We start from the raw sequence: 17,464 nt of genomic DNA on the forward strand, positions 1-17,464 counted from the left end.
TTAAAATTGTGGGGCAGTTTCTTTCGGCAGAATATCTAAGCTTATTAGAGTCTGTCGCACTTCATCCTTTACTGCTTGTGATGGTGGACCTAATGGAAGTCGCAGTTTAGGGTTTATCTTCCCCATCATCCCTAGGGCCACCTTTGCCGGAGCAGGATTCGTATCTCTAAATAACGCATCATTCAAAGGCATTAGTTCAAAATGTAGATCCTGAGCCCTCTCCACATCTCCAGCTGTCCAAGCATTGTAAAGCTCCGCTACTTTAGCAGGTTCTACATTAGCCGTCGCGCTAATAAAGCCTGCACCGCCAATAGCAAGCATTGGGTAACATAGAAGCTCTATTCCTGAATAAAGTAGAAAATCTCTTCCACAATTAAGGAGTACACGATTAACATGCTCAAAATCTTTATTTGCCTCCTTTACTCCAACTATGTTTGGACAAGCTTCAACTAGTCTCTTCATCGTACCGACTTCCATATTTACTGCAGATCTACCTGGAATGTTATAGATGATAATTGGGATCTTCACAGAGTCTGCAACTACTTTAAAGTGTGTATATAACGCTTCCTGATTTGGCTTATTATAGTAGGGAACAATTACCATAGCAGCATCAGCGCCTAGTTCCTCTGCATACTTAGTAAGCTCCATCGTTTCATCGTGGTTGGTTGACCCTGTACCTGGTGCAAAAAATACTCGACCAGCAATTGTTTCACTGGCTAGCTTCATTACTCTTTTACGCTCCTTAATGGCTAACGAGCTTGGTTCCCCACTTGTACCCGTCACAGATATACCGTGACTCCCACTTTCTATTTGCCAATGGATAAGGTTCTTAAAGGATTCCTCATCTATTTCTCCATTTTCTGTAAAGGGAGTAACTACAGGACAAATAGAACCTCTTAGCTTCTTTTTTTCTTCTTCATATGCCAATTTATTCGACTCCTTCCAATCCATTATTTTCTTCCTCCAGCTATTTGATTAACTCTTGATATTTACCTCCAAAAAACAAGAGAGGCTCACTTGGTTCGTGCTTTACCCCTGTTACTTTTCCAATGAAAATAGTATGATCGCCAGCGTCTATGTGGTTAAACAATTCACAAGTGATAACTGCAAGTGAGCTCTTTAAAATAGGGTGCTCCTGATAGTAATCAAATGCTACTTCCAGGTTCGAATTCAACTGCCCGGCAAACTGCTTCGAAAGCTCCAGTTGGTTAGCAGCCAAAATATTTATAGCAAATCGTTTAGATAAATTTATATAAGAATGCATTTTAGCTTTATCTCCGATACTTATAGCCACTAGCTTAGGTTCAAGAGAAACTGACATAAATGCATTCGCTGTCATGCCATAAACTTCTTCCTCTACTTTTGTAGTAATGACCGTAACTCCAGTTGCAAAGCTGCCCATTATCGTTCGGAATAACTGATTATCTATTTCATTTTTAAGCTGTTGCATGGATACACTCCTTTATGAAAATCTTTACTATGAAAGTATGCCTGCTTCCTTTTTCGCTCTATTTAAAAAGCTAGTCACCATATCCTTATACGGTTGCTTATTGAAGCTATCATAATAAGCATTGGACATACGAACCGGATCTCCAAAGAAATAATATTCATATAGAGCTTGTCGATTTCCAAATGCACTGATGGATATATCCCAGCCTAAACGGAACAGCTGCACACGTTCTTCCCCATTTATGTTTGCACCCTGAGTATAGCGATGCACTAAAGAACCTACATCATCATTGCTAAAGTCTGCTTCAGTTGGCAATGCCATTAATCCAGAGGCACCTAAAATTTTGATAATTTCATTCATACGCTGGTACATTTTAGGAAACCAGTTTCTTGCTGCATTTAATGGCTCGAAGTCTGGGGTCATATTGCCGTATTGGTCTATCTTTGCATTATGCTCTGCTCGGTATAAGTGAGAGCGCATCACCTCTAGAATCACCATGATTTCACTGGCCTTTTCCTTTACATGCATGAACTTATCGATACCAATGGCCTCCATCATGCTAATAACTACACCTAGGATAAATTCAGTTTTCACAACGTTTTTAGAGATTACTTGATGCGTCATATGGATAACGGCATTCGTTTCTGCATACGTACGATTACAAATATCGGTGCTTTCACAAACAAAGACTCTCTCCCAAGGCACTAATACATCCTCGAACGATATAATCGCATCACTTTCATCAAATCTGGCACCTAGTGGATGGTCCCATTTACTCTTTCCATAATCAAAAGATTCGCGGGAGAGAAATTTTAAGCCTGGTGTGTTGTTGGGAATAGCAAATGCAAAGGCAAATGGATCGTCCACTGTACCTGGAGTTCGATTTATAGTAGATGGAAATACGACTAATTCATCCGTTATTCCCCCTAGGGTAGCTAGTAGGCGACATCCGTTTATGATAATTCCATCTGTCGTCTTTTTAGTAATACGGGCAGATAAGAAAGGGTCCTTTTGTTCCGATTGTGTTAGCATGGATCGGTTCACCTGCGGATGAATAAGTGTATGCGTAAGACTGATGTCGTTCTCTCTCGCATATTCATAATAATCTTCTGCATTTTTAGCAAATTGCTTACTCCCGCCTCCCTCCTGTGCAAAGAACTTACTTGCTGTTCCAAACGCCATAATGCTTGTGTTTAAATAGTCAGGTGAACGACCCATCATTCCACCCGAAAAAGCTGCCCATTCACTATGCATTTCTCTTCTTTTAAACAAATCTTCCTTTGTTTTCGGTGCGATAAAGGAAAGCCCCACCTTATCTCCGGTAGTTGGTGATTTGTATAACATTTTTTCTGGCTTTTCATGCTGGAGATCATATAAACCCGCTACACTTTCTATCACGTTTTTAAAAGCTGGATGGGTAGTCACATCCTCTACTTTTTCTCCGTGAATCCACACCTCTGTTTGACGATCCTTCACACCTTGGATGTATTCCTTCCCTGTTCGAGCACCCATATTTACAACCTCCTAAATCCGAATTTTCTGAACAAATTAAACAAGAATATATGAAATAATATATGATTTAAAGCATGATAATATTTAAAAACGAGAATGAATATTGTTCTGCTTGTACGTTCCTGAATCACTAAATTCAACCAATTCCATAGACAGTGCTAAGTATCTTTTATTCATCGTTTCATCGAAGTGAGCTTTAATAACCTCGAATATAGCGTCACATACTTCTGCCTTGATTTCTTCAGACCTACCTGCAGCAATCTTTAATGTGGCATGTACAAAGGCATCATCCTCTAACCCATCAGCTACTCGATAATCTGTTAGCTCTATTGCTCTCGATCGAATTCCTCCAATTGGGAATGTATCGTTTCTAGCTATAAGTATTTGATGAACATCTTTTAATAGCTGCTCCACTTTAATGTCTTCCTTTAAGTTGTCTGTGTACTCTACAATAAAATGAGGCAAATCAATTCCCCTTCCGTATTAACTCTTAATGAATTTTTCATCGCCTATAATAGTATTTGCTAGACGACCAACTCCTTCAATTTCAGTCACAATATGATCGCCCACTTTAGTGTCCACCGAGCCTTTAGGTGTCCCGGTTATAATGACATCATTTTCACTTAAGGTCATAAAGCTACTGATATATTCAATAAGTGTTGGAATATCAAATATCATATCTTTCGTATTACCCTTTTGAACGAGCTTGTCATTAACATACGTATATAATGGAAGATTCATTGGATCTGGAATATACTCCTTATCCACTAACCATGGTCCAAGCGGAGTACAGCCATCCCTATTTTTCACACGAAGATTTGGTCGGTAATAGTTCTCGAGGTAATCTCTAAAAGCATAGTCATTTGCTATACTATAGCCTTTAACATAATCGTAAGCGTCTTCTTTTTTTACATGTTTGCCTTTTTTACCGATTACAACAGCAAGCTCACATTCGTAATGCATGTAAGTTATATCAGATGGTCGTCTGGTAAACCCTTTATGACCTACAAATGTATTAGGTCCCTTTAAAAAGATAAGAGGTTCAGAAGGGGCATCAAAAGCTAATTCTGCAGCATGATCGGCATAGTTAAGACCTAAAGCAAAGGTAGTTCGCGGGTTAAGGGGTGTTAACCATGTAACCTCATCCTGTTTCACAATCCTACCATCCTCAAGCTGAAGCCTAGTGTCATATTCACTTGCATTATGAATAGCTCCACCATATGCAACTCTAGCTCTTTTTATAAGAAACACCCCTCTTCCTCTTCCATAATATAGTTTTCTAACGTCCCTATTTCGCTTATATCAATTCTGACCTGATCTCCTACGTGTACTTTAGGAGAAGCTATAGGAATTCCGACCAGTAGGAGGTCCCCAACGTCTAACGTCATAAACTCCGTTATTTCTTCTAGCAATCTAGCAATTGGGCGCACTAGAGTAGACGTGTTTTTTTCTAACTGGAGTTCATTGTTAATATAGACCTTTATCGTAAAGGAATTTGGGTCTATAATATTTTTGGCATCTATGATCCAAGGTCCAATGGCACAAAAACCATCCCTTGCCTTGTATGGCACCGCTGGTCGGAAAATACTATCGTGTGGAATACTGACATCATTTACAATTGTGTAACCAGCAATATAAGAAAATGCTTCCTCCTCTTTTATAGCAATCGCCTTCCTACCGATAACTACTCCTAACGATGCTCCAACTTCTAGTGTAGAGACCCCCTTTGGCATAGGAATAGGAGCACCATGAAAATTGATTGTATTTGCCGGTTTTATATACAAGATAGGCGCGTTAGGAGGAGCAGCATAAGGTTTTTGATGAAGCTGCTCTTCTATGGCTGTAAGATCTTCTTTATAGTTAAGTATAGTTCCGTACACTGTCCCACAAACGGGTGAAGCAACAGGGTAATCCTTTAGCCCATTTCTTTGTCCATTTAAGTAAAACGAGTTAGTTAGAGGATCCACCTCAACTGTTTTTAACTCGTTTAGATGACGAAGCTTTATGCTTGCCGAACTCATCTGCATACCTCCTTAGACCGATAACAATGCTTTATCGCTTGTTAACTTCTCTCCCCGGATTCGTTGGAATTCATCCATAAGCTTATTGATTGTTAAAGTTCTTTTCTCCTCGGCATCTATTTGTAAAATGATTTGACCTTTATCCATCATTATTAATCGATTGCCTAAATCTAAAGCCTGCTGCATATTATGCGTGATCATCAACGTCGTCAACTTATCCTTTTCCACCAGTTCCTTTGTAAGACTCGTAATGAGTTCTGCTCTGGAAGGGTCGAGTGCTGCTGTATGCTCATCTAAAAGTAAAATGGCCGGCTTTGTAAAGGTTGCCATTAATAAGGAAAGTGCCTGCCTTTCTCCACCAGACAGCAAACCTACTTTTGCATTTAGTCGATTTTCTAAGTTGAGATGTAACGTTTCCAGAGAGGTCCGGAAAAAATCACGCCTTTTCTTATCGACACCAATTTTGAAACTTCTTTTTTTATTTCTTGAATAGGCCATCGCAAGGTTTTCCTCTATAGTCATCGTTGGAGCGGTTCCAGCCATCGGGTCCTGAAAAACTCTACCAATCATTTGAGAGCGTTTATATTCAGGCATTTTAGTAACATCCTTTTTTTCAATCTCTATTGTTCCGAAATCTGGAGATAGAGCACCTGATATCATGTTAAGCATAGTTGATTTACCTGCTCCGTTACTGCCAATAACTGTCATAAAGTCACCCGGACGGAGCTCAAGGTTTATTTGGTCTAATGCTACCTTTTCATCTGGTGTTGCTTCATTAAAAAGCTTATTAATCTGATTGAGCTTTAACAATAGCTGTCCCCTCCTTCATCAATAAGGATTGGTTTTCTCGAAGTCTTTCAGAATGTCGCTTTGCCTTTCTATTTTTTTCCCTTTTCTTTTCTAAAAACTGTGGTAGCACTAGTGCTCCTATAACAATTACCGCGGTGATAAGCTTCATATCACCTGTATCCAAAAAGTTTAAACGGAGAGCCAGTGCAAGCACGATACGATAAATTATCGCTCCAGCTATTACTGCTAATGTTGTACGGACAATCGTTTTTGTTCCAAAAATAGCTTCACCAATAATCACAGAAGCAAGACCAATCACGATCATCCCAATCCCAAGGCCAATGTCAGCAAATTTAGCATACTGAGCTATTAAGGCACCTGAGAAAGCAACAAGGGCATTAGAAAAACCAAGACCTATAATGATTAAAGTATCTGTATTGGCTGATAGACTGCGGATCATTTTCTTATTGTCACCAGTTGCTCTGATCGCTAAGCCTATCTCGGTCTTTAAAAACCAATCTACTATGATTTTGATAAGGATTACTACAATAGCCATCAGAAACATAGTTCCCCATGTAGATGGAACTCTTTCTACTCCAAGCATTTGCAAAAAGCTATTGAGTGCGGAATCTATACCAAGCCCACTCCAAAATGATTGGAACTGAACAAAAAGAGTTTCAGCATTCAACAGGGGAATATTAGGACGACCTATAGAGTTTTCAGAGGTGAGCCCCATAATTCTTAAATTAATCGAGTACAGTGCAATCATCATTAATATCCCAGATAGAAGGGGATTTATCTTTCCCTTTGTATGCAGTAACCCAGTCATACAGCCTGCTATAAAGCCAGCTAATATAGCCATACTTGTTGCCAATACGGGATGATACCCAAGTATAATCATCGTAGCAGCAGTCCCTGCCCCTGTTACAAAGCTACCGTCAACCGTCAGATCTGGAAAATCTAGCACTCGGAATGAGATATACACTCCAAGTGCCATAATTGCATAAATGATTCCTTGTTCCATTGAGCCGAATACTGCTGAAAACATAAAGAATCACCTCCTCGTTATTCGCTCATTTCAGCTTTCCACTCGTCTTTAATATCCACACCAATTGTATCTGCAGTTTTCTGGTTCATTATTAATTTCAGCTTTTGAGGTACCTGTACTGGGATATCAGCAGGCTTACTTTCCCCTTTTAATATTTTGACTGCCATCTGACCAGCCTCGTAACCAATATCGTAGTATTCAAATCCATATGCCCCTAAGCCACCACGCTTAACCGAATCAAATTCTCCTACCATCACAGGAATTTTGTTTTCATTTGCTACTGAGATTACCGATTCCAGTGCAGAAACAACCGTGTTATCTGTGATGATATACATAGAATCGACTTTTCCTATAAGTGATTCCGTTGCTTGTTTTACATCAGCAGTTGTAGCTACTGATGCTTCTACAACCGTCATATCCATGTCTTTCAGTAACTCCTTAACGGAGTCAACTTGAGAGCGTGAATTCTGTTCGCCTGAGTTAAATACCATCCCGACTTTCGTTGCACCAAGCTCTTCTTTTAAAAATTTCATTGTATTAGCAATAGCATCCGGATGGGAATCAATAGTACCCGTGACATTACCGCCTGGCTTTTCCATCGATTCAACTAGCTCTGCACCAACTGCATCCGTAACAGATGTAAATACAATCGGTATGTCCTGTGTTGCACTAAGTGCAGCTTGAGCACTTCCTGTTGAGTTTGCAAAGATTAAATCGACGTTGGAGCTAACTAGGTTTGTAGCTATAGTTGTGTTATTATTACCGTCTCCTTGCGCATTTTGAAAATTGTATTCCGCCTCTATTCCTCCATCCTCTAAAGCCTTTTTAAAGCCGTCATAAGCTGCATTTAAGGATGGGTGCTCCGCAATTTGAGTAACTCCAATATTATAGGTTTTGGACGAAGAAGCTTTCTCACCCTCATCTCCACAAGCAGCAAGTAACAAGGATGCACTAGCTAATACAGTTAAAAAAACCTTCCATTTTTTCTTCACGTTATTTCCCCCTCCGACTCTTTTAGTTATTTAACAAGCTTCTGGTAAAATAGTTTATAGCCGTAGTTTAACCAATTACCACTTCCTTCTTTACTGGAGCTAGATGAATCGCTTGTCCAAGCAATCCTTCAACCGATTCGAGTAGTGCCTCATTTATGCCTGGGTGCACGTAATTTGGAAATTTAATATCCTCCTCCTTCGCAGCCATCTCTAATAGTTGTAAAAAGGAGCCTGACAATTCGATAGCGCCATCGCCAATCATATGAATTCCTTGAATTACTTCAGTCGTAGAATCAGAGATTACCTTTATAAATCCATCTCTTTTCCCAGTAATTGTGGAATAACCATTACCGCCAAGTGGAAATCTACTTGCACGTACAGAAAGTCCTAGGTTATTTGCCTGTTGTTCCGTTAAACCGACAGATACTACCGGTGGAATTGTATGAGCACAAGTGGGGGCGATTGTTATGTCCACCTCTGGTCTTTCTCCCGCAATGAAAGATACTGCCGCTTTTCCTTGCTTGATAGCCTTCCAAGCAAGCAGGGGACCACCTGTTACATCTCCAACTGCATATATGTTGGGGATTGAAGTTTCTAAACGATTGTTTACTTGGATAAATCCATTTACACCTAGATCCATGCCCAGACGCTTCAACCCAAGCTCTTCTACGTTTGAGACCCTTAGCTCAGGAACCACTAAACAAGAAGCCTCAATTGTTATTTCTTTATGCTGATTGGTTAACACCGTAACAGAGAAACCGTTTAAATCCTCATGAGTCCCAATAATTTCTTTTTTCTCTACTACTTTTATTTTTCTCTTTTTAAATATTCTTAATAACTCCTTATTGACCGATTCATCAAAAGGTAGCCCAGTATCGGATTCTATTAATAAGGTTACTTGTGTGCCAAGTGCTGCCAAGCTTGAGGCCGCTTCTAGGGCAATATAATCTTGACCATCAATGATTACATCTTCAGGCAGCTTGCTTAGTTGAAACAGTTCAAACGGATATAGCACATGAGGACTCTTAGAAGTTATATAGCTAGGAAGTATATTTTTACTGCCTGTAGCGATAATTACTTGGTCAAACTCATACATATCGAATTGGTGACCATTTTCCACACCAATTTTATGCTTTGCTATAAACGTAGCTTTCCCTTGAACGATTTCTACCTTATTCGCCTGGCAAAGTCTTTCTACACCTGACCTCAGCTGTCCGATTACATCCTTTTGATATTCAAGTAATCTCTGGATATCTATATCTCTTCCAGCCGCATCAATACCAATCTTAACTAGCTGATCCAACTCGGAACGTTTCGAGCTTGCAAAAGTATAAACCTTTGAAGGTATACAACCTTCGTTCAAGCACACTCCTCCCAATTTTTTTTGCTCAATTATAGTAACAGAAAGGCCAAGCTGAGCACCTCGTATAGCTGCGCTGTATCCTCCTGGTCCACCCCCAATAATGATTAGATTTCGTTTATGGCTTATTTCTCCTACAACCATCTAAATCATCTCCAAAATTAGTTTATGTGGATGTTCGATCAAACTTGAAAAACGATTCGTGAATGCAATTGCAGTTGCACCGTCTGCTACGCGGTGATCAAATGACATGGATAGATTCATGATGTGTCCAATAACAATCTCATCCTGCGCATTAACGATTGGCTGTTTTTTGGTTTTATGGAATGCGATCAGTGCCGTCTCTGGATAATTGATAATAGGAGTGGCGGCTATGCTGCCTAAAGGTCCTACATTACTAACTGTAAATGTGCTGTTTTGCATTTCTGATGATTGAAGCTTTCCTGCTATGGCCTTTTGTGTTAATTCTTTTATTTCTTGATTTATTTGTATGAGAGACTTTTTATCGGTATCGTGGAGTACAGGGACAATCAGTCCGTTTTCTGTGTTGGTGGCTATGCCTATGTGATAGCTTTTCTTGAGGAGTATCCGACTATTTTCTTCGTCAAGCTCGGCATTGAATATCGGAAAATCCTTTAAGGAAATGACAAGTGCTTTCAAGAGAAAGGCTGGAATACTTATGGAATGACCAGTGGCTTTCATCTGTGCCTTCATTTCTAATAGATTAGTCATATTCACTTCGTCAAAATGGGTTACATGTGGAATGGTAAAAAGTGATTTCTTCATATTTTCAGCAATCTTTTTTCTAATTCCTTTATAGGGTATTTCATCTGGTTGCGTTGGAGTAACAATCTTCTCAGGTATAATCTTCTTCTCTGTTTTATGATCTATAAACCTCATAACGTCCTCTTCTGTAATTCTTCCTGAAGGATCTGAAGGTGTCACATCCTCTAAATTGATGTTATGTTCCCTAGCTATTTTTCTTGTGTAAGGTGTAGCTAGTATTCTCTTATAAGTGAACTCTAAGGATTTATCTTCTTTTAAGGGCTGGTTACAGCTAGTCTCTACTGATATATCCTTTGACGACTGCTCGGTTGAGGAACCCCCTCCGCCCTCACTTTCTAAGGAAAGAAGACTGGTACCTACTTTAACCATTTCTCCTGCAGCAATTCGAATCTCTTTGACAATACCAGTACAAGGAGAGGTAAGTTCTGCAACCATTTTATCTGTTTGGACTTCAACTAAAGGCTGGTCCGTTTGCACCCTATCACCCACTTTAACTAAATAGTGGATAACCTCTCCTTCAGTCATTCCTTCTCCTATATCATGTAATTTCACATCAATCATTCAAAACCCTCCTTAAAAATGAATTACTTTATCAATCCCCTCCATCACTCTAGCGGGAGTAGGTAGATAATGCTCTTCTAAAGTAAAGAATGGAACAGGAACATCAAAACCTGTAATTCGCTCAACAGGTGCTCGCAAATATAAGAATGAGGTATCGTTAATAATAGATACGATGTCATTACCTAACCCACCTGTAGGATGAGCTTCATGAATGATTACTGCTCTAGTTGTTTTTTGCACAGATTTGGCGATTGTTTCCCTATCTAATGGATAAAGCGTACGTAAATCTATTATTTCGCAATGTATTCCTTTTTTTCCTGCAAGCTCTGCAGCTTTTTGAGCGATTGAAACCATTGCTCCCCAAGCAATGAGGGTTACATCTGCCCCTTCTTGGACAACCTTCGCCTTTCCAATTTCCACTTTATATTTATTTATTGGAACATCCTCTCTCACCGATCGATAGTTCTTCATAGGCTCTAAAACAAGAACTGGGTCAGGATCTTCCATTGCAGCTATTAACAATCCTTTTGCATCATATGGACTGGAAGGACAGACTACCTTAATACCAGGCATATGAGTAAATAGGATTTCGGTGCTGTCCGAATGTATTTCCGGTGCACGTATCCCTGCTCCATAAGGTGCACGAATAACCATTGGCACTGTAAAACGAGACATAGACCTCATCCGAATTCTCGAAGCATGTGTCATGATTTGCTCATATGCTGGATAAATAAATCCTAAAAACTGAATTTCAGCTATTGGTCTAAATCCATTTACAGCTAATCCAATAGAAGTACCTATTATTCCTGATTCAGAAAGAGGAGTGTCGATTACTCGATCAGCACCGAACCTTTCTTGGAGTCCCTCAGTAGCTCGAAAAACCCCACCATTTTTACCCACGTCTTCACCAAGCACAAGTGTAGATTCGTCCTCCTCTAGTAGAACACGCATCCCATCGTTTATCGCCTGGATTAATGTCATTTGCTTTGTTGTCTCTTGTGAAGCACTTGATTGTTTTAACTGGGTCATTGATCATTGCCTCCCTAAATATGCAAGATACGCATCTTTTTGTTCGGTTAGCTGAGCAGGCATTTCAGCAAATACATGGTTGAAAACATCCTCTACGTTAGGAGGTGGGAAATTTTCCATTTCTTCTACAGCTGCATCTATTTCATTACTAATCTCCTCAGTAGTAGCTTGCAACCATTCTTCATTCCAGTAACCGTAGTTTTTCATAAATAACTCTAGTCTTAAAAGGGGATCCACAATATGGTCTCCCATGGTAGCAGCTCTATATTTGGATGGGTCATCTGCAGTCGTATGGGCACCTTTTCTCCATGTGACAGCCTCTATTAAGGTAGGTCCATCCCCTGCTCTTGCTTTCTCTACTGCTTTAAGCGTTTCAAAATATACAGCAAGGCTATCATTTCCATCTACTCTAACACCAGTCATTCCATAAGCCACTGCTTTTTGCGCAATGGTTTCTGAATTCATCTGCTTTTCCGTAGGAACAGAAATTGCAAAGCCATTGTTTTGATTGAAAAAGATAGCAGGTACTTTAAAGACGCTAGCAAAGTTTAATCCTTCATGAAAGTCTCCCTCAGAAGTAGCTCCATCACCAAAATAAGCTATCGCTATATTTTTTGTGCCTTTTCTTTTTTCTGCCCACGCTGCTCCTGCAGCATGGGGAAGCTGAGTTGCGATTGGCACAGCGGGAGGGAATATGTTTCTATTCTTCGGGGAAAAACATCCCTCAATTCTTCCATTCCAGTATAAAAAGGTTCTCGCCATGCTCTTACCAAATGTTAAAGTAGCTCCATGATCACGATAGGTCGGAAAAACCCAGTCATCTTCTGTTAATGCAAGCGCACTACCAACCTGAGATGCTTCTTGCCCCTCGAATGGTGCATAGGTTCCTAATCTACCTTGTCTTTGTAGGTTGATAGCCTTCCGGTCGAACGTTCGAATGCGTAGCATGTGAAAGTAAAGTTCCTTGACTAAGCTTTCCTCAATTTGTTCTTTGAATTGTTCATCTAGTAGTGTCCCTTCATCATCCATTATTCTTTTTAAAGGATAATTATGCTTCACTTAGCTTCCCTCCAAACGACTTATTTGCGAATACTCCACTTTGGCTTTAATGGTGCTGAATAAAAGTTATTGCGAGCTTTTCTGTTCTTAATACGCTTTTCACACATCGTATTTGCTGCTTCTTCCGTTGTATTTCCGGTAAGGGAAGCCTCCTTATATACCTCTAATAAGGTATGATATATCTGCTTCGTTTTAGCTAGAACTCGCTCATGGTTAAAGCCATATAGTTCATCAGCCACTTGAATCAGACCGCCTGCATTGACGATATAGTCTGGTGCATATAGTATTCCTTTTTCTCTGAGCATTCTTCCATGTCGATCTGCTAGTAATTGATTGTTGGCAGAACCTACTATTGCCTTTACTCTCAACTTAGGAATCGTCATATCATTTATAATTCCTCCATGTGCACAAGGAATAAAAACGTCAGCATCAGTAGAGTAAATTTCATCATTCGATACAATCTTTACGTTTCCCTTTAAATTTGCTGAAATCTGCTGAATGGAATGAAGGCTTTCGTCATTTATATCAGCCACAAAAAGGTTCGCGCCAGCTTCTAGTAAACTAGTGGCAACTTTATAGCCTACTTTTCCCAGTCCTTGAATTGCATAGCTTTTCGTTCCGAGTTCTTCATCTACAAATAGTGTTCGATTTGTAGCTTTTAATCCATTTATAACTCCTGCTGCTGTTGGGATCGATGAATCCCCTCCACCACCATAAGCCTCAGGTAGTCCATTAATGAAATTAGTTTCCTTCATCGCATGTATGAAATCTTCCATCGTCGTGCCCATGTCTGTACCTGTGTAAAAACGGCCGCCAAGTGAATTGACAAATTGACCAAATGCTCTGAATAGCTCCGGTGATTTATCCTTTTTAGGATCACCAATAATGACTGCTTTTCCTCCCCCAAAGTCCACATCTGCTGCTGCACACTTATACGTCATACCTTTTGAAAGCCTTAGAACATCCTCGAGCGCATCTTCCACACTATTATAAGGTTGCATTCGACATCCACCGAGAGCTGGACCGAGGGTCGTATTATGGATAGCGATAATCGCTCGTAGGCCAGTAGTGGGATCATTACAAAATACAACCTGCTCATGAGAAGCCATTCGATCGAAAAGCTCAAATTCTTTTGTCATTGATAATCTTTCAGCTAGCATTAGATCAGTTCCTCCTTAGGCAATTTCAGTGTATATTCTTACGCTGTAGCCTCGTTCCATTTTGTTTTTATTGTAGCCTTTGGCAAAATAACCTGAGTTACCTCACCCAGACCGATAACTCCAGCTTGACTCTCAGCTACCACTTTTGTTATTACTTTATTGTCTCGAAGCTCTGTAACAGTAGCAGTTAAAGTAACCAGACTTCCATAAGGAGCGGGTGAAACATGCTTGATCTTAACTGAAGCTCCCATTCCCTCTTGTTCAGCGCTTAAAAAAGGTAAAATTATTTTCCTAGAGACCCATTCCATATGATATGTCATACTCACCGTCGAATAGACAGGGTGTACTACTTCTCCTTCAAATGCAGCAAACATCATTTCTGTAACTGTGATTTGAATGGTCTCTTTACTCCCAATCTCTAAGCCTTCTAACATATAACTCACCTACTTTAATCATTTAGTTTTTAAAGAACACACATTACACTATTGGAAGCGCTTACAAGCAAATGAAATGAATAACTCCTTTCTTTTATTGAGCACGCAGGAGAAGTTTCGTTAAATATTTACAAATATCATATATCATTTTATATATTATTACAATATTTTATCAGAATTTATTTTATTATCAGAATATATTTTTGATATTATGTTCTACTCTCCTAATAGGAATCATATAAATCTCCCTATTTTCTATATATAGTTCGTATCTTGACAAAATAACTGTATTAATTGTTTCAGTAATTTTTAAATAATCTATCTATTTATTGATTTCATATATTAAATGATATACAATTCGATTATTATGAAAACTAATATGAATAAACGCCAATATGCTTACAAAGTTATTCGTACAAGAATAGTAGATGGTACTTACGCACCTGGTCAACGAATCATTATCAATCAAATTGCAAAGGAGGTCGGCTCTAGTCATATTCCGGTCAGGGAAGCAATTCATCAGCTCGAATCAGAAAAGCTTCTTGAATTTAAACCTAATATCGGAGCAATCGTCAAAGGAATTGACAATCAACTATATAAGGAATCATTAGAAGTACTCGCTTTACTTGAGGGCTATGCTACGGCCATTAGCGCCACAAGCATTACAGCTGATGGTATTACAAAGTTAAAAGAAATTAACAGAGAAATGAAAATTATGCTTGATAACTATGAATTAGATAAACTAGGAGCACTTAATAGAGAATTCCATTTTCATATTTACTCATTTTGTCCAAACGAATTACTAATAAAAAATATTGAAGAAACATGGGGTCGACTAGATATAGTGAGACAGGCTGGTTTTACGTTTTATCCTAAGAGAACCCCCCAATCCATTGAAGAGCATGAGACCCTTATACAATTACTAGAGGATAAGGCGAGCAGTTCTTCAATCGAGCAATATGCTAGAAATCACAAACTAAAAACGCTTGATGCCTTTAAAATGAGAAGTTAAATTCGCTGACCAGAGGTGGTCTTCGTTTTTAGCTTTCTTTTTTTAATTGTCTAATTTCTATTAAATCATTTTGAAGTTTTTGTTCTGCTTCGATCATCATTCTATTGAACAAATCTTCTACTGAAGGCAGATCATCCAACAAACCAGCTATTTGGCCACTGTTTAAAAAACCACTTTCTAGGTCTCCCTCTATTGCTCCTTTTTTATGGTGCTCCTCCGTCGTACTTTTTAAATAATCATCGATAGTCAGCCCCTGTTTTTCTCGGTCCATCAACCGACTCGCATAAGGAGTATTTAACACTCTCCGAATTCTACCAACACTTCGCCCAAGCAATAGTGTATCTAAATCACTAGCTTGAATTACTCTTTTTTTATACATTTCATGAAAGGGCGCATCTTTCGTCGCCACTAGCCTTGTTCCTAGCTGCACCCCACTAGCACCTAGGGATAGTGCGGCCGCCAATCCTTTCCCATCACCAATTCCTCCTGCTGCAATAACAGGTATCCTCACATGTTTTACTAGCTGAGGAATTAACGTGAAAGTGGTCAATTCAAGACTAGAATTAATACCTGCTGCTTCAAAACCTTCACCAACTATCATATCTGCCCCTGCTTGTTCTGATTTTAGCGCCTGTTTTACAGAAGCGACAACAGTCATCACTTTAATCCCGTTTGCTTGTAATATAGGAATATAAGGTGCTGGGTTTCCAGCCGATAAAGATACAATCGGTACTTCGTGTTTTATAACAAGTTCTATCAGTTCTTCTACAAATGGTGAAACATTAATGGCAATATTAATAGCAAATCTTTTTTCGGTTATCTCTTTTGTTTCTAGTATGATTTGTTCCACTTCTTTTGGTGTCATCGTACCGCAACCAATTGTACCTAAACCACCAGCTTCAGACACTGCAGCTGTAAGCTGAGCGTTACTTATGTTTCCCATCCCTCCCTGAATGATTGGATAGGAAATACCTAACAACTTACAAACGTATATCATTTTTTATCCACCCCTATAAAAATATGTTATATTATAATTAGTAGAATGACAATTGCTAATATTTAAAAAGGAGGAAATTATTTGATTATTTCATTCAAAGGAAAGTCACCAAGTATAAGTGATAACGCAATGGTTGCACCAGGAGCGAAGATTATTGGCGATGTACGAGTGGGTGAGGAATCCACTATATGGTTTAACTCTGTTTTACGTGGTGATGAGGCACCAATAACGATTGGTAATAGATGTAGCATACAGGACAATTCAACGATTCACTTGTATGAAGATGCTCCAGTTATTATAGAAGATGAAGTGACTGTAGGACATAATGTCATTCTACATGGCTGCAGGATTGGTAAACGGTCCATTATTGGAATGGGATCTACTATTTTAGACCATTCCGAGATTGGTGAGGAATGTATCGTAGGGGCTAACACCCTAGTGCCCTCAGGTAAAAAATTTCCTCCTCGTTCATTAATCGTCGGCTCTCCTGGAAAGGTTGTGAGGGAGCTTAACGATAAGGATCTTGAGCTTATACAACTATCAATTGATACTTATGTACAAAAAGGGTATGATTACCGAGAAATTTTTGAAGACACTTTGTCGTAAAGCTTAACTTTCTAAGCAAAAGCAGTAAGTATTACTAATATTATTAATACTAATTCAAAAAGAAGCTGGGATGAAACTGGTCAATAAATTAAAAAAGGTGAAATCGGCAACTTGATTTCACCTTTTTACTTTTATAGCTAGCTGATATCTTGTAAGAAATTTCTCCACTATATTTGTTTGGAGAGGAGGCAGCGACTCCTGGGGGAACAGCGCGAGCTGAAAGCCCCACAGGAGCAAAGCGACGAGGAGATTGAAGCCGTGCCCCCGGAAAGCGCCTGCCGTATCGGAAAACAACTGCATGTATTTGAATAGAAGTCCTAAAACTTTGCCAGGTCGTAGGATTTGAGAGGTTTTTATTGGAAAGAGAGTTTTGTCCCAGCCCCCTTTTCGTTTATATTATATCCCATCAAAAAGATTTCCTATCGCTCTACCAATACCTCGAAGTATCCAAAAAACAAAACGAATTGGCAGTATAATAATATCAGCTAAAGTGAAAAAAAAATCAAAATAACTCCACTTTGATACTTGGATATTATTCTTTTTTCTTTTAATACTTAGCTCTTTTTTACGCTTCCTCCACTCCATCATCTAAGTAAACCTCCATTTTGTATTCATATACTTACGAATAACTGTTAAAGAAGTTTCTAC

19 protein-coding genes are annotated in these 17,464 nt (G+C 39.1%); 2 read left to right on the forward strand and 17 right to left on the reverse strand.

Going from position 1 to position 17,464, the window contains the following annotated elements:
• From hpaI to NSQ95_RS09950, 15 genes are all read right to left on the reverse strand, one after another.
• Window positions 1-927 carry a 2,4-dihydroxyhept-2-ene-1,7-dioic acid aldolase gene (gene hpaI / locus NSQ95_RS09880; protein WP_340885972.1) on the reverse strand — a complete coding sequence of 309 codons (927 nt, stop codon included), beginning with the start codon at window positions 925-927 and terminating at the stop codon, window positions 1-3.
• A gap of 40 nt (window positions 928-967) precedes the next feature.
• The gene (locus NSQ95_RS09885) at window positions 968-1,429 is read right to left on the reverse strand and encodes a flavin reductase family protein (protein WP_340885968.1); all 462 of its coding nucleotides are present in this window, start codon (window positions 1,427-1,429) and stop codon (window positions 968-970) included.
• Between the two features lie 48 nt (window positions 1,430-1,477).
• A complete protein-coding gene (gene hpaB, locus NSQ95_RS09890; protein WP_251553054.1) occupies window positions 1,478-2,962 on the reverse strand; it encodes a 4-hydroxyphenylacetate 3-monooxygenase, oxygenase component in 1,485 nt (494 codons plus the stop codon).
• A gap of 84 nt (window positions 2,963-3,046) precedes the next feature.
• The gene (locus NSQ95_RS09895) at window positions 3,047-3,427 is read right to left on the reverse strand and encodes a 5-carboxymethyl-2-hydroxymuconate Delta-isomerase (protein WP_340883422.1); all 381 of its coding nucleotides are present in this window, start codon (window positions 3,425-3,427) and stop codon (window positions 3,047-3,049) included.
• Between the two features lie 18 nt (window positions 3,428-3,445).
• Window positions 3,446-4,204 carry a fumarylacetoacetate hydrolase family protein gene (locus tag NSQ95_RS09900; RefSeq protein ID WP_340885967.1) on the reverse strand — a complete coding sequence of 253 codons (759 nt, stop codon included), beginning with the start codon at window positions 4,202-4,204 and terminating at the stop codon, window positions 3,446-3,448.
• Complete coding sequence (locus NSQ95_RS09905) at window positions 4,201-4,983, reverse strand: fumarylacetoacetate hydrolase family protein (RefSeq protein ID WP_340883420.1); 783 nt, start codon at window positions 4,981-4,983, stop codon at window positions 4,201-4,203. The genes NSQ95_RS09900 and NSQ95_RS09905 overlap by 4 nt, the downstream gene beginning before the upstream one ends.
• A gap of 12 nt (window positions 4,984-4,995) precedes the next feature.
• Window positions 4,996-5,793 (reverse strand): ABC transporter ATP-binding protein, encoded by a 798-nt coding sequence (locus NSQ95_RS09910; RefSeq protein ID WP_340883419.1) that lies wholly within the window; start codon window positions 5,791-5,793, stop codon window positions 4,996-4,998.
• Complete coding sequence (locus NSQ95_RS09915) at window positions 5,771-6,820, reverse strand: ABC transporter permease (RefSeq protein ID WP_340883418.1); 1,050 nt, start codon at window positions 6,818-6,820, stop codon at window positions 5,771-5,773. Before NSQ95_RS09915 ends, NSQ95_RS09910 begins: the two co-directional genes overlap by 23 nt.
• Window positions 6,821-6,837: 17 nt before the next feature.
• Window positions 6,838-7,812, reverse strand: coding sequence for an ABC transporter substrate-binding protein (locus tag NSQ95_RS09920; RefSeq protein ID WP_340883417.1), 975 nt, complete (start codon window positions 7,810-7,812; stop codon window positions 6,838-6,840).
• Window positions 7,813-7,879: 67 nt separating this feature from the next.
• Window positions 7,880-9,316 carry an FAD-dependent oxidoreductase gene (locus NSQ95_RS09925; protein ID WP_340883416.1) on the reverse strand — a complete coding sequence of 479 codons (1,437 nt, stop codon included), beginning with the start codon at window positions 9,314-9,316 and terminating at the stop codon, window positions 7,880-7,882.
• The gene (locus NSQ95_RS09930) at window positions 9,317-10,519 is read right to left on the reverse strand and encodes a dihydrolipoamide acetyltransferase family protein (protein WP_340883415.1); all 1,203 of its coding nucleotides are present in this window, start codon (window positions 10,517-10,519) and stop codon (window positions 9,317-9,319) included.
• Between the two features lie 12 nt (window positions 10,520-10,531).
• On the reverse strand, window positions 10,532-11,548 hold the full coding sequence (locus NSQ95_RS09935; protein WP_251553046.1) for an alpha-ketoacid dehydrogenase subunit beta: 1,017 nt from the start codon (window positions 11,546-11,548) through the stop codon (window positions 10,532-10,534).
• 3 nt (window positions 11,549-11,551) lie between these two features.
• The gene (gene pdhA / locus NSQ95_RS09940; protein ID WP_340883413.1) at window positions 11,552-12,607 is read right to left on the reverse strand and encodes a pyruvate dehydrogenase (acetyl-transferring) E1 component subunit alpha; all 1,056 of its coding nucleotides are present in this window, start codon (window positions 12,605-12,607) and stop codon (window positions 11,552-11,554) included.
• Between the two features lie 20 nt (window positions 12,608-12,627).
• The gene (locus NSQ95_RS09945) at window positions 12,628-13,767 is read right to left on the reverse strand and encodes a Glu/Leu/Phe/Val dehydrogenase (RefSeq protein WP_340883412.1); all 1,140 of its coding nucleotides are present in this window, start codon (window positions 13,765-13,767) and stop codon (window positions 12,628-12,630) included.
• A gap of 38 nt (window positions 13,768-13,805) precedes the next feature.
• Window positions 13,806-14,201, reverse strand: a complete 396-nt coding sequence (locus tag NSQ95_RS09950; protein WP_340883411.1) for a thioesterase — start codon at window positions 14,199-14,201, stop codon at window positions 13,806-13,808.
• A 379-nt stretch (window positions 14,202-14,580) separates the two neighbouring features.
• Between NSQ95_RS09950 and NSQ95_RS09955 the strand changes: the two genes are divergently transcribed.
• Window positions 14,581-15,213, forward strand: coding sequence for a GntR family transcriptional regulator (locus NSQ95_RS09955; RefSeq protein ID WP_240949557.1), 633 nt, complete (start codon window positions 14,581-14,583; stop codon window positions 15,211-15,213).
• 28 nt (window positions 15,214-15,241) lie between these two features.
• On the opposite strand, the gene NSQ95_RS09960 is transcribed toward NSQ95_RS09955, so the two are convergent.
• A complete protein-coding gene (locus NSQ95_RS09960) occupies window positions 15,242-16,210 on the reverse strand; it encodes a DUF561 domain-containing protein (RefSeq protein WP_340883410.1) in 969 nt (322 codons plus the stop codon).
• 81 nt (window positions 16,211-16,291) lie between these two features.
• Between NSQ95_RS09960 and NSQ95_RS09965 the strand changes: the two genes are divergently transcribed.
• A complete protein-coding gene (locus NSQ95_RS09965; RefSeq protein WP_340883408.1) occupies window positions 16,292-16,816 on the forward strand; it encodes a gamma carbonic anhydrase family protein in 525 nt (174 codons plus the stop codon).
• Between the two features lie 396 nt (window positions 16,817-17,212).
• On the opposite strand, the gene NSQ95_RS09970 is transcribed toward NSQ95_RS09965, so the two are convergent.
• Window positions 17,213-17,404, reverse strand: a complete 192-nt coding sequence (locus NSQ95_RS09970; protein WP_340883406.1) for a hypothetical protein — start codon at window positions 17,402-17,404, stop codon at window positions 17,213-17,215.
• Window positions 17,405-17,464: the final 60 nt, after the last annotated feature.

Source organism: Psychrobacillus sp. FSL W7-1457, assembly GCF_038593405.1.
Lineage (GTDB): Bacteria > Bacillota > Bacilli > Bacillales_A > Planococcaceae > Psychrobacillus.